General features: G+C 66.7%; 22 protein-coding genes. 12 read left to right on the forward strand and 10 right to left on the reverse strand.

The window, feature by feature from the left end; translation table 11 throughout:
* Nucleotides 1–6 precede the first annotated feature (6 nt).
* On the reverse strand, nt 7–2,985 hold the full coding sequence (locus tag HCA61_RS08405) for an SMC family ATPase (RefSeq protein WP_169687701.1): 2,979 nt from the start codon (nt 2,983–2,985) through the stop codon (nt 7–9).
* On the reverse strand, nt 2,982–4,175 hold the full coding sequence (locus tag HCA61_RS08410) for an exonuclease SbcCD subunit D (RefSeq protein WP_169687702.1): 1,194 nt from the start codon (nt 4,173–4,175) through the stop codon (nt 2,982–2,984). The genes HCA61_RS08405 and HCA61_RS08410 overlap by 4 nt, the downstream gene beginning before the upstream one ends.
* Before the next feature lie 78 nt (nt 4,176–4,253).
* On the opposite strand from HCA61_RS08410, the gene HCA61_RS08415 reads away from it, so the two are divergent.
* Nucleotides 4,254–5,417 (forward strand): DNA recombination protein RmuC, encoded by a 1,164-nt coding sequence (locus HCA61_RS08415; protein WP_169687703.1) that lies wholly within the window; start codon nt 4,254–4,256, stop codon nt 5,415–5,417.
* Between the two features lie 24 nt (nt 5,418–5,441).
* Nucleotides 5,442–6,362, forward strand: a complete 921-nt coding sequence (locus HCA61_RS08420) for a DUF6542 domain-containing protein (RefSeq protein ID WP_308198752.1) — start codon at nt 5,442–5,444, stop codon at nt 6,360–6,362.
* Nucleotides 6,363–6,378: 16 nt separating this feature from the next.
* On the opposite strand, the gene HCA61_RS08425 is transcribed toward HCA61_RS08420, so the two are convergent.
* Complete coding sequence (locus HCA61_RS08425) at nt 6,379–7,377, reverse strand: 4-hydroxy-3-methylbut-2-enyl diphosphate reductase (protein ID WP_169687704.1); 999 nt, start codon at nt 7,375–7,377, stop codon at nt 6,379–6,381.
* 78 nt (nt 7,378–7,455) lie between these two features.
* Here HCA61_RS08425 and HCA61_RS08430 point away from each other — a divergent pair, with 78 nt between their 5' ends.
* From HCA61_RS08430 to HCA61_RS08440, 3 genes are read left to right on the forward strand one after another with little or no spacing between them, the layout of a single operon-like run.
* Nucleotides 7,456–8,283: a lipid droplet-associated protein gene (locus HCA61_RS08430; protein WP_169687705.1), complete on the forward strand. Its 828-nt coding sequence runs from the start codon at nt 7,456–7,458 to the stop codon at nt 8,281–8,283.
* Nucleotides 8,280–9,527: an exodeoxyribonuclease VII large subunit gene (xseA, locus tag HCA61_RS08435; RefSeq protein WP_169687706.1), complete on the forward strand. Its 1,248-nt coding sequence runs from the start codon at nt 8,280–8,282 to the stop codon at nt 9,525–9,527. Before HCA61_RS08430 ends, xseA begins: the two co-directional genes overlap by 4 nt.
* An 11-nt stretch (nt 9,528–9,538) precedes the next feature.
* On the forward strand, nt 9,539–9,775 hold the full coding sequence (locus HCA61_RS08440; protein WP_169687707.1) for an exodeoxyribonuclease VII small subunit: 237 nt from the start codon (nt 9,539–9,541) through the stop codon (nt 9,773–9,775).
* Nucleotides 9,776–9,779: 4 nt separating this feature from the next.
* Here the strand turns inward: HCA61_RS08440 and HCA61_RS08445 are convergent, their stop codons facing one another.
* Nucleotides 9,780–10,349: a DUF4245 domain-containing protein gene (locus tag HCA61_RS08445; RefSeq protein ID WP_169687708.1), complete on the reverse strand. Its 570-nt coding sequence runs from the start codon at nt 10,347–10,349 to the stop codon at nt 9,780–9,782.
* Nucleotides 10,350–10,538: 189 nt separating this feature from the next.
* Here HCA61_RS08445 and glpX point away from each other — a divergent pair, with 189 nt between their 5' ends.
* A complete protein-coding gene (gene glpX / locus HCA61_RS08450) occupies nt 10,539–11,576 on the forward strand; it encodes a class II fructose-bisphosphatase (protein WP_169687709.1) in 1,038 nt (345 codons plus the stop codon).
* Between the two features lie 77 nt (nt 11,577–11,653).
* A complete protein-coding gene (locus tag HCA61_RS08455; protein ID WP_169687710.1) occupies nt 11,654–13,072 on the forward strand; it encodes a class II fumarate hydratase in 1,419 nt (472 codons plus the stop codon).
* A 41-nt stretch (nt 13,073–13,113) separates the two neighbouring features.
* On the opposite strand, the gene HCA61_RS08460 is transcribed toward HCA61_RS08455, so the two are convergent.
* Complete coding sequence (locus tag HCA61_RS08460; RefSeq protein ID WP_240959040.1) at nt 13,114–13,707, reverse strand: esterase; 594 nt, start codon at nt 13,705–13,707, stop codon at nt 13,114–13,116.
* Between the two features lie 264 nt (nt 13,708–13,971).
* Here HCA61_RS08460 and HCA61_RS08465 point away from each other — a divergent pair, with 264 nt between their 5' ends.
* On the forward strand, nt 13,972–14,406 hold the full coding sequence (locus HCA61_RS08465) for a limonene-1,2-epoxide hydrolase family protein (RefSeq protein WP_169687711.1): 435 nt from the start codon (nt 13,972–13,974) through the stop codon (nt 14,404–14,406).
* Between the two features lie 52 nt (nt 14,407–14,458).
* Nucleotides 14,459–14,869 (forward strand): carboxymuconolactone decarboxylase family protein, encoded by a 411-nt coding sequence (locus tag HCA61_RS08470; RefSeq protein WP_169687712.1) that lies wholly within the window; start codon nt 14,459–14,461, stop codon nt 14,867–14,869.
* A 71-nt stretch (nt 14,870–14,940) separates the two neighbouring features.
* On the opposite strand, the gene HCA61_RS08475 is transcribed toward HCA61_RS08470, so the two are convergent.
* From HCA61_RS08475 to HCA61_RS08490, 4 genes are all read right to left on the reverse strand, one after another.
* Nucleotides 14,941–16,221, reverse strand: a complete 1,281-nt coding sequence (locus HCA61_RS08475; RefSeq protein WP_346777534.1) for a PhoH family protein — start codon at nt 16,219–16,221, stop codon at nt 14,941–14,943.
* A 293-nt stretch (nt 16,222–16,514) separates the two neighbouring features.
* The gene (locus HCA61_RS08480) at nt 16,515–17,201 is read right to left on the reverse strand and encodes an isochorismatase family protein (protein WP_169687714.1); all 687 of its coding nucleotides are present in this window, start codon (nt 17,199–17,201) and stop codon (nt 16,515–16,517) included.
* A gap of 222 nt (nt 17,202–17,423) precedes the next feature.
* On the reverse strand, nt 17,424–18,719 hold the full coding sequence (gene glyA, locus HCA61_RS08485; protein ID WP_169687715.1) for a serine hydroxymethyltransferase: 1,296 nt from the start codon (nt 18,717–18,719) through the stop codon (nt 17,424–17,426).
* 94 nt (nt 18,720–18,813) lie between these two features.
* Nucleotides 18,814–20,016: a DUF885 domain-containing protein gene (locus HCA61_RS08490; protein WP_169687716.1), complete on the reverse strand. Its 1,203-nt coding sequence runs from the start codon at nt 20,014–20,016 to the stop codon at nt 18,814–18,816.
* 175 nt (nt 20,017–20,191) lie between these two features.
* On the opposite strand from HCA61_RS08490, the gene coaA reads away from it, so the two are divergent.
* On the forward strand, nt 20,192–21,124 hold the full coding sequence (gene coaA, locus HCA61_RS08495) for a type I pantothenate kinase (protein ID WP_169687717.1): 933 nt from the start codon (nt 20,192–20,194) through the stop codon (nt 21,122–21,124).
* A gap of 9 nt (nt 21,125–21,133) precedes the next feature.
* Here coaA and HCA61_RS08500 read toward each other — a convergent pair whose 3' ends face one another.
* Nucleotides 21,134–21,901 carry an isoprenyl transferase gene (locus HCA61_RS08500; RefSeq protein WP_169687718.1) on the reverse strand — a complete coding sequence of 256 codons (768 nt, stop codon included), beginning with the start codon at nt 21,899–21,901 and terminating at the stop codon, nt 21,134–21,136.
* 157 nt (nt 21,902–22,058) lie between these two features.
* Here HCA61_RS08500 and HCA61_RS08505 point away from each other — a divergent pair, with 157 nt between their 5' ends.
* Nucleotides 22,059–22,724: a hemolysin III family protein gene (locus HCA61_RS08505; RefSeq protein WP_169687719.1), complete on the forward strand. Its 666-nt coding sequence runs from the start codon at nt 22,059–22,061 to the stop codon at nt 22,722–22,724.
* 65 nt (nt 22,725–22,789) lie between these two features.
* Nucleotides 22,790–23,704, forward strand: coding sequence for a mechanosensitive ion channel domain-containing protein (locus HCA61_RS08510; protein ID WP_169687720.1), 915 nt, complete (start codon nt 22,790–22,792; stop codon nt 23,702–23,704).
* The last annotated feature ends 29 nt before the right edge of the window (nt 23,705–23,733 follow it).

Here is a 23,733-nt window from a genome sequence, read left to right on the forward strand (position 1 = left end):
AACCGCTCAACCCGCCACCTGCACGGTGGAGCCGGTTCGACCACGCAACACGTGCAGGCGGCTCGGGATTCGTTGCCGCAGTTCGTCGACGTGGCTGACCACACCCACTACGCGCCCACCGGCACGCAGCTCATCGAGGACCCCCATCACGGCATCGAGCGCGTCGGCGTCGAGAGTGCCGAAACCTTCGTCGATGAACATGGTGTCGATCACCACTCCACCGGCCTCTGCTGCGACGACATCCGCGAGCCCGAGTGCCAGCGCCAGGGATGCCTGGAACGATTCGCCACCGGACAGTGTCTTGGTGGACCGCACCGAACCCGTGTACTCGTCGTGGATGTCGAGTCCGAGCCCGCCTCGCTTGCCGTGGCTACCGGCAGCGTCACTGTGCACGAATTCGTAGCGGCCACCGGACATCCTGCGCAGCCGCTCGGACGCCGCCTCCGCCACCTCTTCGAGGCGCGCAGCAAGCACATAGGAACGCAACGACATCTTGCGGTTGTTCGCCCCTCCACCGGCGACGACGTCGGCGAGTGCCGTGAGCTCGGCCTGCTCGTCGCGTAGCGGCACCAGTGCCTCGTAGGCCCGCTCGAGACGGCTCGCGTAGGATGCGATGTCGGCGTGACGGCGGTGTGCCTCCGTCGCGGCAGCGAGTGCGGATTCGAGTGCTGCAGCACCGGAGTCGACCACCGCGCGCGCGGTCTCGACATCGGCGACCTCGTTGCCGGTGAGAGCAGCGATCCCCGGTTCGGCGAGCACGGAGGCGACGATCGCCTTGCGGTTCTCGGCGTCGCGGATCTCGTGATCGATCTCCGCGATTCTCGATGCGGGGCGCATCGCGGCACGCGCGTGTACGAGATCTGCGAATCCGCCGTCGGTTGCGGCGGCCTCCGCTTCACGAGCGCGCTGCTGCGCAACCGAACGCACCTGAACCACCCTGAGCCGGGCATCGAGCCATGCGGTGGCAGCGCGCACCACAGTGGCGAGGTGCTCCCGTTTCGCTGACAACGATTCACTGCCGTCGACTGCCGCCGCGATTCGACGGCCGGTCTCGTCGGCCTCCGATGCGAGTACCGCATCGTCGCGGGCAATGGTTGCCAGGACGGTCTCCGCCTCCCGCTCTCGGGCCTGAAGCGCAACGTCGCGTTCGTGAAGATCAGCGACCGCGCGGCGGCGCCCCTCCAGCTGCGTTGCCGCAGACTCGGCCGTGTCGTGCGCCCGGACGGCGTCCGCGTGCGCCGCGGCCGACTCGTCTTCACAAGAGTCGCCGCTGCGTTGCCGCAGGATCGCCACCGCGCTGGTGGCATCTCCGACCGCTGCACGCACCTCGGTGAGCGCCTTCGCTGCTCGCTGCTCGGCGGCATGGGCGTTCTCTTCGTCGTCCTCGGTCGCGGCGTCCGGTTCGGGCTGTGCCGGCGACGGATGTGCGACTGCTCCGCACACCTCGCAGGGATGCCCCTCGACCAGCCTGGCAGCGAGTTCCGCCGCCATGCCGGCGATTCGGCGAGCACGAATATCGAGCAGGGCCTCGTGCGCCAGATTGTGATCCGAATGGCGCTGCGCCGCCGCCTTCTCGAGTTGGTGAAGTTCTGCACTGCGCGAGCGCAATTCACGAGCAGCGGCAAGCGCGTCGGCGGCGCGGTCGCGGGCATCGCGCAACCCCGGGAGCGACGCTGCAGCCTTCTCCGATTCGGCGACCGCGGCCGCCGCCTCCGTCACCAGGGTGGGCAGGGCAGCACGTTCCGCAACAATACCTTCGAGTTCTTCATCGACGGTCTGCCGTTTTCCCTCCAAGGCCTCACGCCGCGAGACGATCTCGGAAAGACGCCGTTGCTGGTCGATCAAGACGTCGAGTGTGGTTATCTCCCTCGACCACTGCTCGCAGCGGGGACGGATCCGCACGCGGTCGGATTCGTCGGGCGGCCCGGGCACCTCGTCGAGCAGGCCGCGCCCCTCGACCGACTTCGCGAGAACCGATGAAGTGGAGTCGAGTTCAGACTGAGCAGACTCCGATTCAGCAGCAGCCCCTGCCGCTTCACGATCGAGAACCGCCACCAGCTGCGCACGATGCGCTGCGTCGCGTTCGGCGAGAATCGCGCTGCGCTCCGGCTCGGTGACGTCGAGCCGGGCTCGGTCCGCGAGTGCGTCGCCGCGTCGCCGGATTCGTTCTGCCAGCACGACCGCCCGGTCGAGTGCGGCGCGGTTGACGCGATCGGTCTCGCGGGCGTCGGCGTGCACCGCCTCGGCCGAATCCCGGACGTCGGCGGCATCGGCCAGTAACCTGCGGGCCCATTCGACCGGTTCGGCGTCGGCTCCGGCCTCGATCCCCGCAGCTGCCGCCACCTTCGCTGCGAGCACGTCGACGGCCTTCTGCTGTTCGGCAAGCGCTTTCGCGCCGGACCCTCGACGCTCGCGGAACCATTGCTCGACGTCGCCGAACCTGGTGGTGTCGAACAGTCGCTCGAGAAGTTTGCCGCGCTCGTCGCTGGCCGCCCGCAGAAATTTCGCGAATTCCCCCTGCGGCAGCAACACGACCTGGAAGAACTGTTCGGCGCTCATCCCGAGCAGCCCCTTGACCACATCGCCGATCTCGGGGATGCGCGACAGGTTCTCCCCGGTGCCGTCGAGCCACAACAGGGTGGCTTTCGCCTGCTGCTTGACGGTGCCGACCCCGCGCTTTTTCGGGCGTTCGAATTCGGGACTGCGCTCGATGCGTAGTCGCCGACCACCGATCGTCGCCTCGAGGCAGACCTTCGGTGTAGCACCCGTGGGCGCGTGGTCGGACAGCAACCTGCGCCCATCGGCGCGGGCGCCGGGCACCGTGCCGTAGAGCGCGAACGCGACGGCATCGAGGATCGATGTCTTCCCCGCACCGGTCTGTCCGTGCAGGAGGAACAGCCCGTCGGCCCCGAGATCGTCGAAATCGACGGCGACGGTGTCGGCGAACGGCCCGAAGGCGGTGACCTCGATCGAGTGCAATCTCATGCCGGTACGTCTACCCGCTGGTCGTGACCGGAGTCGTTGCCCCGCGACTCATCGCCGACGCCGCGGCGGCGATCCTCGTCGCGGAAGGCCTGTTCGAACCATTCCCTTTCGCGGGTGGACGGCTCGGAGCGGACGTCGGTGAGAAACGACGATGCGATCTCGAGGTCGGTGCGGCCTCGTACCTTCTCCCGGTAGCTGCCGTCGGATCCCGAATCGGGACGTTCCCATTGCACGTGCACAGCATGCGGGAACCGCTCCTGCAGCCGTCGCATCGCGTCGACCGGGCGAGCCCGGTCGGTCAGGACAGCAGCGACGTAGTGGTCCTCGGCGGCCTCGTGAGCCGAATCCGCGAGTAGATCGTCGAGATCGCCGGTGAGCTGGGTCAGCTCGCGCACCACGGGCAGGTCGACGCGGTCGACGGAGGCGAGGCCGGTCTCGTCGAGCTCGACGAGCCACACCGCCTTGCGATGAGAACGCTCACCGAACGAATAGGGCAGCAACGACCCCGAGTACCGGACGTGTTCGGACACCGTCTGCGGCGAATGCAGGTGCCCGAGCGCCACATAGTCGGCGCCGTCGAAAGTGGCCTTGGACACGGTCTCGACCCCACCGACCGAAATCGACCGTTCCGACTCGGTCGGCTCCCCGCCCACGACGAACGCGTGCGCCAGCACCACGGTGCGGACGCCGCGCTGGGCGGCGTCGGTCTGCACCCGGGCCATCGCGGCGTCGAGGATATCCTGATGCGACCGTGCACCGGGGACGTCGAGTTCGGTGCGGGTGATCTCCGGTTCGAGATACGGGATGCCGTAGAACGCGACCGGCCCGTGCTCGTCGTTCAGCACCACGGGCCGATCAACCTGCGAGACCCGTGTGATCAGGTGCAGTCCCCCGTGCGCAGCAAAGGCTGCACCCGCGCCGAGCCGCACGGGCGAGTCGTGGTTGCCGGAGGTAGCGACGATCACTGCACCGGCGGCACGAATGGCCTCGAGCCCGGCATTGCACACTGCGACGGCGTCGGCACTGGGGATGGAGCGGTCGTAGATGTCGCCCGGTACCACCACCACGTCCACCCCACGCTCCGCGACGAGTTCTGCGACGGCGGTGAGCGCGGCGGCCTGGTCGGCGAGCAGGTCGACACCGTGGAAGGTGCGACCGATGTGCCAGTCGGAGGTGTGCAGGATCCGCATGTCGTCAGACGGTAGAGGAAGGGACCGACACGCTCGGGTTCCGGGTAACTGTCACCGCGGTGCGGCATCATGCGGCTCATGTCAGCTCTCACGGCTCTGGGTCTCGTCGTCGCACTCGCCCTCGGGGTGGTGCTCGGCTGGCTGCTGCACGCATCGCGCAGCGGCGACCGCGCAGCGCGTGCCGAAGCGCAGCTCGCTGCCCTCGAGGCCAACGAGTCGCAGTTGCGGCAATCGTTGAGCGCAGTGAACGAGGATGCCGCGCGTCGGCATTCCGGCGCCGTCGGCGAGCAGGTATCGCGGTTGGTCGGGCCCCTGCACGAGGCAGTCGGGGCGCTGTCGAGGCAGGTCGAGAACGTCGAGCGGAGCCGGATCCACGCGTATGCCGGTCTGACCGAGCAAGTGGAAGGGATGCACCGCGCCTCCCAGTCACTGTCGACGCAGACCCAGCAACTCGTCACGGCGTTGCGAGCGCCGCAGGTGCGCGGCAGGTGGGGCGAGATCCAGCTGGAGCGGGTCGTCGAGCTGGCCGGGATGGTTCGGCACTGCGACTTCGACACGCAGGTATCGAAGGAGGGCGTACGCCCCGACCTGTTGGTCTACCTCGCAGGCGGCAAACAGATCGTGGTGGACGCCAAGGTGCCGTTCGCCGCCTATCTCGACGCGGCGCAGGAGGAGGACCCGGCTCAGCGCGAGCGACATCTGACCCGCCACGCACGTCAGTTGCGCACCCACATCGACCAGCTTTCCGCGAAGTCGTACTGGGAGTCGTTCGATCCGACACCGGAGTTCGTGGTGCTGTTCGTACCGGGCGACCCGTTCCTCGATGCAGCCCTCGGCGCCGACTCGGATCTGCTCGAGTACGCGTTCGCACGAAACGTGATCCTCGCCACCCCGACCACGCTCGTCGCTCTGCTGCGCACGATCGCCTTCACATGGCGCCAAGAGGCCCTGTCGCGAGACGCCGCGACCATCCACAGGCTGGGTAGAGAGCTGTATCAGCGCCTCGGCACCGTGGGCGATCACCTCGATCGGCTCGGCGGACAATTGGGCAAAGCAGTCGATTCGTTCAACCTCACGGTGTCGTCGATGGAGACACGGGTGGGAGTCACCGCCCGAAAGCTCGATGAGCTGGAACTTTTCGATGGCGACGTGCCCGAGGTCCGGCGTGTCGACTCGTGGCCGCGACGCAGCACACTCGCAGAAACTGCGGAATCCGACGGTCCTGTCGACGAAGCAAGCTGATTCCGTCGGGTTACTGTTTACCTTGTGTCTGCATCCCAACGCGCTCGCTCGGCAGTGCCGCTCGATATGCGGTCGTTGGTCCCGTCGCTTCCCGGTGTCCCCTGGTGGGGTGCACCGCTCATCGCTGTCGGTGTCACCCTTGTCGGGCTGCTGATCGATGCAACCGGCGGCGACCAACTGACGTCCACATTCACTGTCTTCTATGTCCTCGGATGCATCGCGGCGGTAGCCGCGGTCCGCTATCGCGGATTGTTCACCGCGATGGCCCAGCCGCCGTTGTTGCTGCTGCTGGCTGTACCGATCGGTCAGGAGATCCTGGCCTCGGGCAGCACGAGCGGCCTCAAGGAATTGGCGTTAAACGTCGCATATCCACTGGTCAATCGGTTCCCGGCCATGTTGCTGGCCACCGTGGCGGTGTTGGTGATCGGCGCCGCACGGATCTTCCTCGCCAAGCAGAACGTCGGTGTTCGCGCGCGCGCCCCGCGGTCCCGTCGAGCGGCGCCTGCGCGCGGCGCCGCCGCAACCGCACGCCGACGCAGTACCGCGCAGCGTCCCGCACCGGAGGAACCGAATCGGGCCGAGGCTCCCCGCAAGGCTTCCTCGCCGCGCACCTCCGCGGTGCGCAGCCCCTCGGCACGCGCGGAGCAGGGAGAACCGCCGAGGGCGAAGGCCTCGGTCCGCGACGTCGCCGATTCACGCGGCCGTGCCGCAGCACCGCGGCGGCGGAGCACCCCGCCACCGGTGAGCGACCCGGTGGCGCGCGCAACACCTGCGCCGCGCCGTGGCGATATCGATCCGAGGCGCGACGCCCCCCAGCGGCGACGACCCCGACCCGAGGACGCCTCCTTCCGCACACCACAGCCCACACCCATGGCCGGCGCTCCGAGGCAGGTCCCCGGGTACCGGCCACCGGCGGTGCGCTACCGGGATCGCGTCGACGACTGAGGTGCGCGAAGTCCGCTCAGCGGCGGGCGTCCCTCAGCTCGCGTGGCAGCGCGAACACGAGGGTCTCGTTGGCGGTGGTCACCGACTGCACAGTGTGGAATCCGTGCTCGTCCAGTAGATCGATCACGCCACGCACGAGGATCTCCGGCACGGATGCACCCGAGGTGATACCGATCGTCTCGACGCCGTCGAGCCATGCGGGGTCGACTTCGCGGGCGTAGTCCACCAAGTGCGCGGCCTTCGCGCCTGCGCCGAGCGCGACCTCCACCAGGCGGACCGAGTTCGAGGAGTTCCGAGAGCCGACCACGATCACCAGGTCGCATTCGGGTGCCATCGCCTTGACCGCGACCTGACGATTCTGGGTCGCATAGCAGATGTCGTCGCTCGGCGGATCCTGCAACTGCGGGAACTTCTCGCGCAACCGCTGCACGGTGGTCATCGTCTCGTCGACACTCAGGGTGGTCTGCGACAGCCAGATCACCTTCGACGGGTCTCGTACCGTCACGGCATCGACCGCCTCGGGGCCGTCGACGAGCTGAACGTGGTCGGGGGCCTCTCCCGCAGTACCTTCGACCTCCTCGTGGCCTTCGTGGCCGATGAGCAGGATGTCGAAATCGTCGCGGGCGAAACGCTTCGCTTCCTGGTGCACCTTCGTCACCAACGGGCAGGTCGCGTCGATCGTGTGGAGGTTGCGGACGGCCGCGGCCTCGTGCACCGCGGGCGAGACGCCGTGCGCCGAGAACACGAGGACCGATCCCTCCGGGACCTCGTCGGTCTCGTCGACGAACACGACACCTTGCTCGGCAAGGGTCTCCACGACGTGCCGATTGTGCACAATCTCTTTGCGGACGTAGATCGGAGCACCGTGCTTCTCGAGAGACTTCTCGACGGTCTCCACTGCACGGTCCACACCGGCGCAGTATCCTCTCGGCTCGGCGAGAAGGACGCGCTTCCCCGGCGTCGATGTGCCGGGTGACCGTGTGATTCCTAGTTCGAGCGGGACAGGCGCAGACATGTCTCCAGAGTACGGGCCGAGCGGTCACACCGACCTGCTCGGCTACCAAAGACACCGATCGTGAGGCAGGGTGAGGGAATGATCCGTCCACCGTTCATGGCACGGGTGGCCGCCGGCGTGGCCGTCACCGCGTACGAAGAAACTCTCCGACTTCCGAGTACTGCGGTTGCGCTCCCGATGACCACGGTGAGCCAGATCCTGCAGACTGCGATGCGGATGCAGCAAGTGATGACCGGCCTGGCGATCAAGGGCGATCAGCTTTTCGAGGTGTTCGCGTCGACGCCCTCCGAGGAACCCGAGTGGGCAGTGTTCGACGAGGACAAAGAGCCTCCCACCAGCGCAGAGGAACCTGCGAAGCGCGCCGATACCCCGGCCCCCGCCACACCTGCGGCTTCGGCGTCCGGCCGGTTCGCGCTGTATTCGGTGCCGCCGGGTGAGGCTGCGGGCAGCCCTGCCGTGACCCCCGCCTCGACGGAGGCGCCCGTCGCGACCCCCGCACCGTCCGCTTCGTCCACCGCCGAGTCGAAGGCTCCCGCTGCTGCCGGGGCGAAGAAAGCGCCTGCGAAGAAGACGGCCGCCAAGAAGGCCCCTGCGAAGAAGGCCTCGGCCCCGCGCCCCTCCGCCGCGAAGGCGACTGTGACGAAAACCTCACCGGCGAAGAAGTCGGCGGCCGCGAAGTCTGCGTCGAAGTCCACACCCGCCTCTGCGCCCAAGCCCACGCAGCCGGCCGAGATCGCCGAGTACCTCGACTACGGCACGTTGACCCTCGCGCAGCTGCGTGCTCGTCTCCGCACGTTGTCGGTAGAAGACCTCACCGCGCTCCTCGCCTACGAGAACGCGAACGCCGGGCGCGCACCGTTCGTCACGATGCTGTCCAACCGGATCTCCAGCGCCGAACGCAAGTGAGCACAGATCGGACCGGTGGTCGCACCAACTCGGCGGAGAACCCGTGGCCGGTGCGCACCGTGTCACAGAAAATCTCCGGCTGGATCGACAAACTCGGCACCGTATGGGTGGAAGGACAGCTCACCCAGATCAATGCCCGGCCGGGGACCCGGACTGCGTTCCTGACCCTGCGCGACCCGTCGGTGGACATGTCGTTGCAGCTCACCTGCGACCCGCAGCTGCTTCGCGCATCCGAGGTGCCGCTCACCGAGGGCACCAGCGTCGTGGTGTTCGGCAAGATCACCTTCTGGCCGGGTCGCGGCAGCCTGGCGTTGCGGATCACCGAGATCCGTCCCGTCGGAATCGGCGAGCTTCTCGCACGCCTCGAGCGATTACGCAAACTTCTCGCGGCGGAAGGTCTTTTCGATGAGCGGCTCAAGCGCCCCTTGCCGTTCCTGCCCCAACGCATCGGGCTGATCACCGGCCGGGCCAGTGCCGCCGAACGCGACGTGTTGTCGGTTGCGGAGCGACGGTGGCCGGCCGTTCAGTTCGACGTGCGCAACACCCCGGTTCAGGGGCCGACCGCGGTGCCACAGATCCTCGAGGCGCTCGCCGCGCTGGACAAGGACCCCGACGTGGATGTGATCATCCTCGCGCGCGGCGGTGGCAGCCCCGAGGATCTGCTGCCGTTCTCCGACGAGGCGCTGTGCCGCGCGATCGTCGCGTGCACGACCCCCGTCGTCAGTGCGATCGGGCACGAACCCGACAGCCCGCTGTCCGATTACGTCGCGGACCTGCGGGCCGCGACACCCACCGACGCTGCGAAGTGTGTGGTGCCGGACGCCGTCGCCGAACAGGATCTCGTCGACGAACTCCGGTCGCGATCTGCCGGTGCGCTGCGGAACTGGGTGCGACGGGAAGAACATGTGATCGCACAGCTGCGCGACCGGCCCGTGTTGGCCGATCCGTTCGACGCACTCGACCGGCGTGCTGACGAGATCGAACGACTCCGAGTGGCCGCACGCCGTGACATTTCACGGACGGTTGCGGCCGAGGCAACGACCGTCGAGCATCTGCGTGCACGCCTGTCCACACTCGGACCTGCGGCCACCCTCGCTCGCGGCTACGCCGTGGTGCAGCGGGTCGTGGCCGACGGCGATCACGAGGTGGTGCGGTCGGTGGACGATGCCCCGCCGGGCACTCAGCTGCGGGTACGAGTGGGTGACGGCGCGGTGCGAGCGGTCGTCATGAGTCGAGAAAAGTAGAGGATGACGCTGTGAGCGACACGAATTCCGACGTTGCCGAACTCGGCTACGAACGCGCGCGCGACGAGCTGGTGAACGTCGTCAAGATGCTCGAGCAGGGCGGGCTGGATCTGGACGATTCACTCGCGTTGTGGGAGCGGGGTGAAGCACTGGCCAAGCGGTGTGAGCAGCACCTCGCAGGCGCACGTCAGCGGGTAGAGAACGCCCTGGCGCACGCCGACGACGAAGACGACAGCGAGGAAGACTAGCCGGTCAGGGCTCCAGCGGCTCGGCAACTCCGACCGCGGTGGCGAGTTCGGTGAACTCTTCGTCGGTGCCCGAACCACCGACCAGGATGCGGACGTCGCCGAAGTCCGATACCCACAGCGCTTCGACGCCTTCGCCCCCGTAGACGGTCCAGTCCCGGGTACCGATCTGCTGCGCGCCGGTGACGCGACGCGATTCGCCTGCCACGAACCGGACGAGTTCGTCCTCGCCCGCGTCGGACTGCGTGAAACGCACATAGCGTCCGCCGGCGGTGACGAACCCCACGGTGCTCGAATCGCCGCCTGCGTTTCCGGAGATGATGCTGCGGCTCCCCGAGTTGGACTGCCAACCCTCCGGCACTTCGGGGTGCCGGATCGGGAAACCGAGTTCCTTCGCGTCGTACTTCAGGCCTGCATCGAGATCGAAGGTCGGCACCGGACCCGCAGTCGGCCCCCCGGGATTGAATGAGCACTGGCTCGCGACCCCGGCAATGAACAGCATTGCGACAACCAGCGGAATCAGCGACCAGGCCATATCGCGGGTGTCGTTCAGGATGCGAGGTTTCTTGGGAGCCACATAACCAGTCTGACAGCCCACGCCGAGGTGCGGTGCGCCCGCCCTGGGTCCCACACGTCATCGAGGCCCGGGTGATGAGACAATGACCACGCGATACACCCATCCGCTCGTGCGGCCCCGATCCCGGTGGCCACATCTGCGCCGGCGCGACTCGAGCGCCGACCGACTTTCATCAGGAGGCAGTAGCCCATGACGGCCAGCACCCCACAGCGCCGCGAAGCTCCCGACCGCAACCTCGCGCTCGAACTGGTGCGCGTCACCGAGGCCGCAGCGATGGCAGCAGGCCGCTGGGTCGGACGCGGCGACAAGGAGGGCGGCGACGGGGCCGCCGTCGATGCCATGCGCCACATGGTGAGTTCGGTGTCGATGCAGGGCGTCGTCGTGATCGGTGAGGGCGAGAAGGACGAAGCGCCCATGCTCTACAACGGCGAGGAAGTCGGCAACGGCGACGGACCGCTGTGCGATGTCGCTGTGGATCCGATCGACGGCACCACGCTCATGTCGAAGGGCGCGCCCGGCGCGATCGCTGTCCTCGCGGTCGCCGAACGCGGCGCCATGTTCGATCCGTCGGCCGTGTTCTACATGGAGAAGATCGCGGTCGGCCCCGAGGCAGCGGATGTCATCGATATCACCGTCCCCGTTGCGGAGAACATCCGCCGCGTGGCGAAGGCCAAGAGCATCGCGATCCCGGACCTGACGGTCACGATCCTCGATCGCGAGCGTCACGCAGGCATCATCAGTGAGGTGCGCGAGGCCGGGGCCCGCATCCGATTGATCTCCGACGGCGACGTTGCCGGCGCCATCGCCGCGGCACGGCCCGGCTCGGGTGTCGACATGCTGCTCGGTATCGGTGGCACCCCCGAGGGCATCATCGCTGCAGCCGCCATGCGGTGCATGGGTGGCGCGCTGCAGGGCCGGCTCGCCCCGAAGGACGACGCCGAGCGCCAGAAGGCCATCGACGCCGGACACGACCTCGACCGCGTGCTCACCACGACCGACCTCGTGACCGGCGAGAACATCTTCTTCTGCGCGACCGGTGTCACCGACGGTGAATTGCTGCGTGGTGTCCGGTACACCCCGGGCGGAGCCGAAACGCAGTCGATCGTGATGCGCAGCAAGTCCGGCACCGTCCGCATGGTCGAGGCCTATCACCGCCTCAAGAAGCTCGGCGAGTTCTCGTCGATCGATTTCCAGGGGGTCGACGGCGCCGCGCCGCCGCTGCCGTGACCTGACACGCATTTGTGGGGTGCAGGAACGTTTTCTTGCACCCCACAAATGTGCTCGGCGGGCCTACCGTGGACGGCATGACCGACACTTCCGAGCAGTCTTCCCCTCAGTACCGCATCGAGCACGACACCATGGGCGAGGTCCGGGTCCCGGTCGACGCCCTCTGGCGCGCACAGACCCAGCGCGCCGTGGAGAATTTCCCGATCTCCGGACGCGGCCTCGACCGCGCGCAGATCCGCGCTCTCGGACTTCTCAAAGGCGCATGCGCACAGGTCAACAAGGATCTCGGCCTCCTCGACGCCGAGAAGGCGGAGGCGATCATTGCCGCCGCCCGCGAGATCGCCGACGGCAAGCACGACGACCAGTTTCCGATCGACGTGTTCCAAACCGGTTCGGGCACAAGCTCGAACATGAACACCAACGAGGTCATCGCGTCGATCGCCGCGCAGGCCGGTGTCACCGTTCACCCGAACGACCACGTCAACATGTCGCAGTCGTCGAACGACACATTCCCCACCGCAACGCATGTCGCCGCCACCGAAGCGGCCGTCTCCGATCTCGTTCCGGCGCTGGAGCAATTGCAGAGCGCGCTCAGCGACAAGGCCACCGAGTGGCGCACTGTCGTCAAATCGGGCCGAACGCACCTGATGGACGCCGTACCCGTAACTCTCGGTCAGGAGTTCGGTGGGTACGCACGCCAGATCGAAGCGGGGATCGAACGAGTGCAGGCCACCTTGCCGCGCCTCGGCGAACTGCCCATCGGCGGGACCGCCGTCGGCACCGGCCTCAACGCCCCGGACGACTTCGGGCCGCGTGTGGTCGCCGAACTCGTCGAGGCCACCGGTGTCGATGCGCTGACACCCGCCCGGAACCGGTTCGAAGCGCAGGCCGCGCGGGATGGTCTCGTCGAGGTATCCGGAGCGTTGCGCACGATCGCGGTGTCGCTGACCAAGATCGCGAACGACGTCCGCTGGATGGGGTCGGGTCCGTTGACGGGGCTTGCCGAGATCCAGCTACCCGATCTGCAGCCCGGAAGCTCCATCATGCCGGGGAAGGTCAACCCTGTTCTGCCCGAAGCGGTTACGCAGGTCGCGGCACAGGTCGTCGGCAACGACGCCGCGGTCGCTTGGGGAGGCGCAGCGGGTGCATTCGAACTCAACGTCTACATCCCGATGATGGCGCGGAACGTGCTGGAGTCGATTCGGCTGCTCGCCAACGTCTCGCGGCTTTTCGCGGACCGGTGCATCGCGGGCCTGGTCGCGAATGTCGAGCATCTGCGCACCCTCGCCGAGTCGTCGCCGTCGATCGTGACCCCGTTGAACTCGGCGATCGGCTACGAGGAGGCTGCCGCAGTCGCGAAGGAAGCCTTGAAGGAGGGCAAGACCATCCGGCAGACGGTGGTCGACCGCGGACTCATCGGCGAGAAACTCAGTGAGGACGAGCTCGACCGTCGCCTCGATGTTCTCGCGATGGCGAAGGTCGAACCCGAACGGTGATGCCCGACCCCGGCCCCCATGCTCGAGGGCCGGGGAGGGTGTCAGTCCATCACCACCTCGGTCTGGCCGTCGATGTAGGTGATATGGCCGTTCTCGAAGTCGCTCTGCAGACCCCCGTCGATTGGATGCTCATCGCTGACCGGGAAACCTAGTTCGCCGCCTGCCCCGTCTTCTGCCTCCCACGCAACGCGGATCTCGCCCCACACGATGTGGGCGTCGGTGTCCGGGCTCCACGCGATGATGCCTCCGTCGAATTCGGCGATGTTGCCGTCGCCGACGTCCTCCTGGTTTCCGGTTGCCATGCCGAGCGGGCTGGACTCACCGCCGACCTCGTTGTATTTGGCGAGGATCTGACCGCTCAGCTCGACCGATTCGCCGTCCGGTCCGGGTACCGCGCTGGTCTGCTCGTCAGCAGGCTCGGTGCCGGTCTCTTCCGCACCCTCGGTTCCTTCGGCGCCGGTGGTCTCCTCAGCGCCGGTGGTTTCATCAGAGCCCTGCACCTCGGACGCCACACTTTCGGCTGCGGACTCGACGGCGCTCGTAGCGCTACCGACTACATCTTCTGCACTGGTGTCGTCGCCGCATGCCGAGGCGACCAGGCCGACGGCAGCGAGCGCGGCCACTGTAGTTGCCATTCGACGGTTGATTCGGTTCATGGATCTTCTCCTGTCGGACTTCCCGCACCGGTGGTCGCGCACGGGATAGGACAAGCGGACGCCCCGAACGTAACCGCGCGGAACCGGTGTTCGTAGCCGTTCCACCTGGATAAGTCCACTTTCTTCGAAGTGAACCGATTCATGGAGCCACGTGCAGATCGATTCGATTCCGAGAAGGTCGTTCTCGTCGACACGCCGGGAACGACGCCGTACCATCCCCGCAATCGACAAAAGGGGGAGCACATGAATGCCATCGCCACGACACCGACCACACCCGACACCGCCATCACGGTAGTCAGGGAGTTCCTCGAAGCCCTTGCCGAAAGCCGGCCACGCGACGCCGCCCGCCACATGGATGACGACATGTCGTGGCACAACACCTCGCTGCCCACCCTGCGTGGCGCTCGGAGGATCGGCTCCGTGCTCGCGGGCCTCGAGAAGCAATCGCTCGGTTTCGATGTGGTGGTACACCATATCGCCGCCGAAAGCGCCGAGGTCGTGCTCATCGAACGCACCGACGTGCTCCGCTTCGGCCGCATCGAGATCGTCTTCCCGGTGTGCGGCACATTCGAACTACGCGACGGACGCATCGTTGTCTGGCGCGACCATTTCGATGTTCTCGGCTTCCTCGGTGCCACCGCACTCGGTCTCGTCCGGGCCGCGATCCGCCGGCCGTAAACTCTCTGCGGCGGCCGAACGGTTCGGTGGCCATCGAACAGGGAGCATTGACATGTCCGACGCCGAGCACAGCCCTGGGTTCGAAGCGGGACTCGAGATCCGGCGAGAAGTCATGGGAGACGACTTCGTCGAGCGAGCCTTCGACCGCGCGCGAGGCACCGACTCGGAGGAAATCCAGGAGTTCGTCACCGAACATGCCTGGGGCGCAGTGTGGTCGAGGCCCGGCCTCGACCGTCGTAGCCGAAGCCTGCTCAACCTCGGCATGCTCATCGCGCTGCGCGCCGAGAACGAGTTGCGCGGTCACGTACGAGGCGCTCTGCGCAACGGCTTGACCCGCACCGAGATCGTCGAATCCGTGATCCATTGCAGCGCCTACTGCGGCGCCCCCGCGGCACTCGCCGCGATGCGTGTCGTTCAGGAGGTACTCGAGACCGAACTCGGCCCGCTCCCCGACTCCGAATAGACCATGGCCCCATTGACCGAACGTCACCTTCGGCTAGCTCAGCGCGCCGAAGGTGACGTTCGGTCAATGTGTTAGGCGCCCGGCGCGAACTCTTCGAGCATCTCGGTGACGAGCGCCGCGATCGGCGAACGCTCGCTGCGCGTCAGTGTGATGTGCGCGAACAGCGGGTGCCCCTTGAGCTTCTCGATCACCGCTGCCACGCCGTCGTACCGCCCGACACGGAGGTTGTCGCGCTGCGCGACATCGTGGGTGAGCACCACCCGCGACCCGGTACCGAGGCGCGACAGTACCGTCAGCAGCACATTGCGTTCGAGGGACTGTGCCTCGTCGACGATCACGAACGAGTCGTGCAGCGACCGGCCGCGAATATGGGTGAGCGGCAATACTTCCAGCATCCCTCTCGCGATGACCTCTTCCATCACCTGCGGGCTCGCAAGCCCCTCGAGGGTGTCGAACACTGCCTGTCCCCAGGGGTTCATCTTCTCGGCCTCTGTCCCGGGGAGATAGCCCAGTTCCTGACCGCCGACGGCGTAGAGCGGCCGGAACACGACGACCTTGCGGTGGGACCGCTTCTCGAGCACCGCTTCCAGACCCGCCGTCAGAGCAAGTGCCGACTTGCCTGTTCCCGCCTTACCCCCGAGTGACACGATGCCGACGGATTCGTCGAGCAACAGATCGAGTGCGACGCGCTGCTCGGCCGAGCGGCCGTGCAGACCGAATGCCTCGCGATCGCCGCGGACCAGCTGCACCTGCTTGTCCGCGGTGACGCGGCCGAGTGCGCTCGAGGATCCGCCGAGAAGCCGGATACCGGTGTGACACGGAAGATCCCGGGCCGTTTCGAGGTCGACGACGCCCGCGGCGAACAGTTCGTCGATCAGCGACTTGTCTACCTCGAGTTCGGTCATGCCGCTCCAGCCGGAGGTGACGACGTCCTGTGCGTGGTATTCGTCCGCGGTCAGGCCGACCGCACCGGCCTTGACCCGCAGCGGTGTGTCCTTGCTGACGAGCACCACATCGCGACCCTCCGCCGCCAGATTCATCGCGCACGCAAGAATTCTCGAGTCGTTCGAATCAGTGCGGAAACCGGAGGGCAGGACCATCGGATCGGTGTGGTTGAGCTCCACGTGCAGCATTCCACCGGACTCGCCTACCGGGATGGGGCGGTCGAGCCGACCGTGGCGTTGCCGCAGGTCGTCGAGCAACCGCAGTGACTCCCGCGCAAACCACCCGAGTTCGTGGTGGTGGCGCTTGCCTTCGAGCTCGCCGATCACCACCAGGGGCAGTACGACCTCGTGTTCGGCGAATCTCGTGACCGCCCACGGATCGGAGAGCAGGACGGAAGTATCCAGCACGTAGGTGCGTACGGCTGGAACGGAGCGTGTTGCGTTCACGTGAGGCTCCTCGACCTGCGCGGCACCGCGCAGATTGTTCGGTGGCCGGTCGTTCCCCGGTGGTCCTCACGGACACGAGGGCCGGGTGCCGGCCCCTCGCTCGGACTGTTCTGCCGCACGATCAGGGACCTCCCGCGTAGTCGGCACTGCGCCGCCTACACACTCGACGCTAACCCCGATACGGTGGGTTCGCTCGGTACAGGCAAGGCGTGTCGATGAAGTTCAGGTGAACCACAGCTGTCCGCCTGCACGCATCACGACAACGTCGCGGCCAACTGCTCGTCGTGAGGCACGTTGCGGTGGGCCGTCGCTTCGAGAGCGCCGATGATCGCGTCGGTCGTTTCGACCCTGCCGACCCGCTTGGCAACGTAGTCGAGTGCCATCACATGCTCGTTGCGGGAGAAGTCGGCGGTGCCGTCGACCACCATGAACGGGGCCACGTCGCTCATGAAGGCATCGGCGGCACTGAGCATGCACCCCATGTGTGCGTAGACGCCGGTGACGATCAGCTGGTCGCGGCCGTAGTGCGCGAGCAGCTGCCGAAAATCGGTGCGCTGGAAGGCCGAGTACCGCCACTTGGTGACCTGGATGTCGGAGGCGTCGGGGGTCAGTTCGTCGATCACCTCCGTGTCGCGTCCGCTGGTCAGCCCTGTGCCCCAGAAGTCGGCGAGGATGCCTCGGCGCGACGGGTGCTGATCGCCCGGCTGCATCGTGTACACGACGGGCACTCCCGCAGCCTTGCATGCCTCGCGGATACGGACGATGTTGGGCACCACAACGGACAGCGGCTCGACGTCCGGTCGGTAGGCGTCGATGAAGTACTTCTGCATGTCGTGGATCAGCAGGACGGAACGCGAGGCGTCGAGAGCCCACTCCACCCTGGCGTCCGGGAGTTCGTCGCGGGTGGGCATCGAGTACGGGGAGATGGCGGGAATGGCCATGCAGCGTCGTCCTTCTGGTCTCGGGGCACGGAGGTCGTCGTTAACGTGTGCAGCCATCGAACCGGCCACAACGGAGCATAGGCTACCCTAATCCGACGGCGGAGTGGTCGTCGACACTCACAGCCTCAGCGAGATACGAGATGAGCCCGTTCCGCACCGAATTCGGTGCGGAACGGGCTCACGAGAAGAGCGGATCGCGACCGGGAACCCGGCCTGCGAAACTCAGATCAAGGGCCAATCCTCCAGGCCCTCGTACAGCGGGATGTCCTGCGCCAGCTTGCTCACGCGAGCACGCAGCGCATCGAGATCGGCGCCACCGATGAGAGTCTGCGCGATGACGTCGGCGACCTCGGTGAACTGCTCGTCGCCGAAGCCGCGGGTCGCGAGCGCCGGGGTACCGATGCGCAGGCCCGAGGTGGTCATCGGCGGGCGCGGATCGAACGGCACTGCATTGCGGTTTACGGTGATACCGACCTCGTGCAGCGCGTCCTCACCCTGCTGTCCGTCGAGCTGCGAGTTGCGCAGGTCGACGAGAACCAGGTGGACGTCGGTGCCGCCGGTCAGGACCGAGATGCCCTTGTCGGCCACATCGGCCTGCGACAGCCGCTCGGCCAGGATGCGAGCACCCGACAACGTGCGCTGCTGACGGTCCTTGAACTCCTCACCCGCGGCGATCTTCAGCGCCACGGCCTTCGCGGCGATCGCGTGCATGAGCGGACCGCCCTGCTGGCCGGGGAAGACCGCCGAGTTGAGCTTCTTGGCCCAGTCCTTCTTGGCGAGGATCAGGCCGGAGCGGGGGCCACCGAGGGTCTTGTGCACGGTGGTGGACACGACGTCGGCGTACGGCACGGGCGACGGGTGCAGACCCGCAGCAACCAGGCCTGCGAAGTGAGCCATGTCGACCCACAGGTAGGCGCCGACCTCATCGGCGATCGCGCGGAACGCCGCGAAATCCTCGTGCCGCGGGTACGCCGACCAGCCGGCGACGATGACCTTCGGCTTCTCGCGAAGCGCGATGTCGCGGACCTCGTCCATGTCGATGCGGTGATCATCTTTGCTGACACCGTAGGACGCGACGTCGTACAACTTGCCGGAGAAGTTGAGCTTCATGCCGTGCGTGAGGTGACCACCGTGCGCGAGATCGAGACCGAGGAGCTTCTCCCCCGGCGTCATGAGCGCCATCAGCACCGCGGCGTTGGCCTGCGCACCCGAGTGCGGCTGGACGTTCGCGAACTCGGCGCCGAACAGTTCCTTCGCGCGGTTGCGGGCGAGGTCCTCGATGACGTCGACGTGCTCGCAACCACCGTAGTAGCGGCGACCGGGGTAGCCCTCGGCGTATTTGTTGGTCAGGACACTGCCCTGGGCCTGCAGAACCGCACGCGGCACGAAGTTCTCCGACGCGATCATCTCGAGGGTGTCGCGCTGACGAGACAACTCACCGGCCATCGCCTGTGCGACCTCCGGATCGAGATCGGCGAGTGAAGCGGTGTTGACGTCAGTGCCGGGCACAGTTGTCATCGAGGATTCTCCAAGCTGAGGGCGGCAGGATACGACGTCCAGTCTACGAACCGCGCCTCCATTCGAGGAACCCGGTCCCCGCAGGTGACCGGGCTCACCGCAGCGAACTCGGCACGAGCGGCTCGTCGAGCAGGCGCTGGAAGCGTTCGGAACGCGCGTCGCCGACCGGAACCTGAGCGAGCCAACCCCCGAGCAGCCGGTAGCCCTCCACGTAGGTGCTGATGTAGGCGCGCCACAGCGGCGACGACAGGAACCGCAACGATTGCCGCGCGCGTTCCGGACTCGACAGCGACCAGCGTTGAAGGAACCCGGCGACATCGTCGTGACTGCGCCCGCGGTCGTGCAGCAGCAGTGCGGCATCCTGACGCACCGAAAGCAACCCGGCGGATGCCTGTCCCAGCTGCTCTGCGAGTTCCCCGTCGAATCGGAGTCCGAGATCCGCGTAGATCTCCTGCGCCCAGAGCCCCCACCCCGGCCCGACGATCGCCTCGAGCGCGAGGTCGGCGAGCCCCTCGGCCATGAGGCACTGCGGGGTGTTGACGAGGAACAACGTCTGCTCACCTTGCCCGCCCGCGACGAGGCCCGCCTCCTTCCTGCAGTGTTCGGTGTGATGCCCGGGGTAGGCCTCGTGCGCGATCAGCCTCGGCAGATTCGACATCTGCTGCTCGAGGTCGGAGTTGATCGCGACCCGCGACCGGTAGTCGCCGAGGTAGTAGTTGAACCCGGACCACGGCTTGTCGCCGACCACCTCGTATTCGACGTGCTCGGTCTCGGGCAGCGGGTAGACCGCGCGGACTCTGTCGCGCAGCGCACTCGAAAAAGCCTCGATGCATTCGGCAAGCCGGTCGGCGGGAATCACCTCGGTCTTGCGATGAGCCTGCAGCCGTTCGGCCAGCGACGTTCCACTGCCCCCTCCCGGCGGCAGGAGCGCGTCGAGACGACGATGTGCGTCGCGGTAGTCGTCTTCGTTTCCGGGCTCGATGTGCACATCGAAATAGGCCTCGACCTCGTCGACGAATCCGATGTCGTCGCCTGCGAACTTGCGGGCGGAGCAGTCCAGTGCCCGCAGGTGGGCGTCGAGAAACCGGGTCCGCTCGTCGGAGAGTCCCGCAGCCGGAAGCTCGCGGCGGAGCCGTTGCGCGGTGTGTGATAGATCACGAGGCGCTGGCGGCGGCGCGTTCTCCGTTCGGTGTCGCAACTCCGGGTCGCCGGTGTAGGCGTCGACGAATCCCTCTTCGAGACGGTCGAAAGCCAGCCCCAACAGCAGGTATTCCCGTACGAATGCGTCCGATCCCATACCCGGCAACACTAGTCGCTCCCCCGGCGGCACAACGCGCGGTTCCGCCACGCGCGGGGACCCCGACGACGCATCATCCTGTGTCAGCGAGCACAATCCCCTCCATGGACACGCAGCGCCACGACCCACGCAGGGGCCGCATCGACCGAATGTGCGTCATCGGGGGGACGTACCGATGGCGCGTTTGAGCGAACCCAGCCCGTACGTCGAGTTCGACCGCAAGCAGTGGCGAACACTGCGTAAGTCCACACCGCTCGTGCTCACCGAGGACGAACTCGTAGGGCTACGCGGGCTTGGTGAGCAGATCGACCTCGCCGAGGTGGCCGAGGTGTACCTGCCCCTCGCTCGCCTGATCCACCTCCAGGTCGCAGCGCGACAACGCCTGTTCGCAGCGACCGCAACCTTCCTCGGGGAGAAGCATCCCGACCGCCAGGTGCCGTTCGTGATCGGTGTCGCGGGCTCGGTTGCCGTGGGCAAATCCACCACCGCGCGCGTACTTCAAGCCCTGCTGGCGCGATGGGAGCATCATCCCCGCGTCGATCTGGTGACCACCGACGGTTTCCTGTATCCGTCGAAGGAACTGATCCGCCGGAACATCATGCATCGGAAGGGCTTCCCGGAAAGCTACGACCGGCGCAAGCTGCTGCGCTTCGTCACCGAGGTCAAGTCGGGGGCCGAAGAGGTTGCAGCCCCGCTCTATTCACACATCTCGTACGACGTCGTCCCGGGCCAGTACCATGTGGTCCGGCAGCCGGACATCCTCATCATCGAGGGCCTCAACGTCCTGCAGACCGGACCCCGCCTGATGGTGTCCGACCTGTTCGATTTCTCCATCTACGTCGATGCCCGCATCGAGGACATCGAGAAGTGGTATGTAGACAGGTTTCTCGCCCTGCGGAAGACGTCGTTCTCGAATCCCGACGCACATTTCCACCACTACGCGGGACTGTCCGATCGTGATGCGATGAGCGCCGCGAAAGAGCTCTGGCACTCGATCAACCTGCCGAATCTGGTGGAGAACATCCTGCCGACCCGGCCGCGCGCGACTCTCGTACTCCGCAAGGACACCAACCACTCCATCAACAGGCTGCGGCTGCGAAAGATCTGACCGGCCCGGTCAGACCCCGAAACGACGATGCCGGGCCGCGAAGTCGCGGAGGGCGCGAAGGAAGTCGACTCGCCGGAACTCGGGCCAGTATGCCTCGGTGAACCAGATCTCCGAGTACGCGCTCTGCCACAGCAGGAAGCCCGAGAGGCGCTGCTCACCGGAGGTGCGGATCACGAGATCCGGATCGGGCTGCCCCGAGGTGTAGAGGTGGCTGCCGACGCCTTCGACGGTGACCGCGTCGATCAACTCGTCGGCCGAGAGCCCTTCTGCCCGCTTCTTGCGCAGCAGCGCCTGCACAGCGTCGACGATCTCCTGCCGGCCGCCGTATCCGACGGCGACGTTGACGTGTGTGCCGGTACGGCCCGCGGTCCCGGCCGCGGCTTCACGCAACCGGGTCGCGTGATCGTCCGGAAGCAGTTCGGGAGTGCCGACGATCTTGACGCTCCAGTTCTGGTCCGGCGCCGAGATCTCCTCGACGACGTCGGCGATGATCTCTAGGAGGGCGTCGAGCTCCTCGGGGTCGCGACGGAGGTTCTCGGTGGACAGCAGATAGATCGTCGCGGTTTCGATACCCGCGGCGTCGCACCAGCTCAGCAATTCGGCGATCTTGCGGGCACCCATGCGGTGACCGTGCGCGACGTCCGTGAACCCGTTCTCTCGTGCCCATCGGCGGTTCCCGTCGCACATCACCGCGACGTGTCGCGGTTGGCGAGCTCCTTCGAGCTCTCTGAGCAATCGCCGTTCGTAGAGCCCGTACAGCACGCCGCTGAGCCTCACCGCGTCATCACCACGTGAGTCACATTACGCCCACGAGTTGTCGCGGTTGCGACGGTGGGCAACAACACTCGCGCGCTCCTCCCCCGCCCCGGTAGCGTGACATCCATTGAACCTACGCAACCGTAGGTTACTGTCCGGTCGGGAAGGATCCACCCAGATGACGGCCTTCGGAATCGACGAGCTGCCCGTCAAACCTCGCATGCGCGGGTGGATCCACCTGTGGGCATTCGGGGCCGCGGTGATCGCGGGCATCGTTCTGGTGTACGCCGCCACGATGATGCATCCCACCGCGACGTGGCCGACCCTGATCTACAGCATCACGGTGTGCGGCCTCTTCGGAATCAGTGCCCTCTACCACCGCGTCCACTGGCACAACCCCCGGCACAGAATGTGGATGAAGCGAGCCGACCATTCGATGATCTTCGTCTTCATCGCAGGCAGCTACACCCCGTTCGCGACCCTCGCTTTGCCACCCGAGACCGGGCGGACACTTCTGACGATCGTCTGGGCGGGCGCAGCGGGTGGCGTCGCACTGAAGATGCTGTGGCCGACCGCACCGCGATGGGTGGGCGTGCCCCTCTATCTCCTACTCGGATGGGCGATCGTTCCCGTCGCCGGCGACCTCGTATCCGAAGTGGGCGTCGCCCCGATGGTCCTGCTCGTCGTGGGCGGACTGTTCTACAGCGCCGGAGCGATTCTGTACGCGACGAAATGGCCCGACCCGTGGCCCTCGACGTTCGGGCACCATGAGTTCTTCCACGCCGCTACCGTCATCGCGGCGGCGTGTCACGCAGTTGCGGTCTGGCTCGTCGTGTTCACCTGAATCGTTCGATCGGACTCATCACACCCTGCAGCACCAATGGTCACGATTCGGTAACCTCGCGTGCAATGTCTATCTCGCTTCTCGCCTTCGAATTGACCGACACGAATCGCGAGTGGCTGATCCACAAGCCACTCGCGATCGTCAGCTACATCGTTGTCGCAGTGGTGCTCAGATATGTGCTGCACAAACTGATCGACCGCATGACGCTGCCCCGCGATCCCGCCCGGCCACCCAAGCGGTCGATCCTGCGCCCCCTGCAGGATCGCGCGGGCAAGCCCCTCGGCGATCCGGCCGCACGCGAGCGACGCGCTCAGCGCGCCCAGACCATCGGATCCGTTTTCAAATCCGGCGTGTCCATCATCGTGCTGGGATGGGTCGTGTTGCAGACCCTCGACAGGCTCGGCTTCAACGTCGCACCGTTCATCGCCTCGGCCGGTATCGCCGGTGTCGCGCTCGGTTTCGGCGCTCAGAACCTGGTCCGGGATTTCATCTCCGGCATGTTCATGCTGCTCGAGGACCAATACGGAGTGGGTGACGTGGTCGATGTGGGAGATGCCATCGGCACGGTCGAATCCGTCGGACTCCGGGTGACGACGATCCGCGACATCGACGGGACACTGTGGTACTGCCGCAACGGGGAGATTCTGCGAGTCGGCAACATGAGCCAGGGTCACGCGGTCGCGGTCGTCGATGTGCCGATCGCCCCCACGGCGAACGTCGACCGCGCGCAACAGGTCGCATTCCGTGCGGTGATCGAAACGGCCGACCGCGACGACATCGCACCCTACGTTCTGGAAAAACCCGAACTGCTCGGCGTGAACTCGGTCACCGCCGGCGCGGTCACCCTCCGCATGACCGTGCGGGTGCGAGCCGGCAAGCAGTGGGCGGTCCGCCGCGCCCTGACCGGCGCGGTACTCGAGTCGTTCGATTCGAACGGAATCGAGTCGCCGTCGCTGATGCTCGCGCCGGTCGCGACGTAGCCGGGCTGCGGGCACCTCGGTGACGGCCG

It is taken from the genome of Rhodococcus sp. HNM0563 (genome assembly GCF_012726195.1).
Classification (GTDB): Bacteria; Actinomycetota; Actinomycetes; order Mycobacteriales; family Mycobacteriaceae; genus Rhodococcus.

Coding starts and splice junctions, on each gene's coding strand:
- HCA61_RS08405 (WP_169687701.1), bottom strand. CDS start 2,985: ATGAGATTGCACTCGATCGAGGTCACCGCCTTCGGGCCGTTCGCCGAC.
- HCA61_RS08410 (WP_169687702.1), bottom strand. CDS start 4,175: ATGCGGATCCTGCACACCTCCGACTGGCACATCGGTCGCACCTTCCAC.
- HCA61_RS08415 (WP_169687703.1), top strand. CDS start 4,254: ATGTCAGCTCTCACGGCTCTGGGTCTCGTCGTCGCACTCGCCCTCGGG.
- HCA61_RS08425 (WP_169687704.1), bottom strand. CDS start 7,377: ATGTCTGCGCCTGTCCCGCTCGAACTAGGAATCACACGGTCACCCGGC.
- HCA61_RS08430 (WP_169687705.1), top strand. CDS start 7,456: ATGATCCGTCCACCGTTCATGGCACGGGTGGCCGCCGGCGTGGCCGTC.
- glpX (WP_169687709.1), top strand. CDS start 10,539: ATGACGGCCAGCACCCCACAGCGCCGCGAAGCTCCCGACCGCAACCTC.
- HCA61_RS08455 (WP_169687710.1), top strand. CDS start 11,654: ATGACCGACACTTCCGAGCAGTCTTCCCCTCAGTACCGCATCGAGCAC.
- HCA61_RS08460 (WP_240959040.1), bottom strand. CDS start 13,707: ATGGCAACTACAGTGGCCGCGCTCGCTGCCGTCGGCCTGGTCGCCTCG.
- HCA61_RS08465 (WP_169687711.1), top strand. CDS start 13,972: ATGAATGCCATCGCCACGACACCGACCACACCCGACACCGCCATCACG.
- HCA61_RS08470 (WP_169687712.1), top strand. CDS start 14,459: ATGTCCGACGCCGAGCACAGCCCTGGGTTCGAAGCGGGACTCGAGATC.
- HCA61_RS08480 (WP_169687714.1), bottom strand. CDS start 17,201: ATGGCCATTCCCGCCATCTCCCCGTACTCGATGCCCACCCGCGACGAA.
- glyA (WP_169687715.1), bottom strand. CDS start 18,719: ATGACAACTGTGCCCGGCACTGACGTCAACACCGCTTCACTCGCCGAT.
- HCA61_RS08490 (WP_169687716.1), bottom strand. CDS start 20,016: ATGGGATCGGACGCATTCGTACGGGAATACCTGCTGTTGGGGCTGGCT.
- coaA (WP_169687717.1), top strand. CDS start 20,192: ATGGCGCGTTTGAGCGAACCCAGCCCGTACGTCGAGTTCGACCGCAAG.
- HCA61_RS08505 (WP_169687719.1), top strand. CDS start 22,059: ATGACGGCCTTCGGAATCGACGAGCTGCCCGTCAAACCTCGCATGCGC.
- HCA61_RS08510 (WP_169687720.1), top strand. CDS start 22,790: ATGTCTATCTCGCTTCTCGCCTTCGAATTGACCGACACGAATCGCGAG.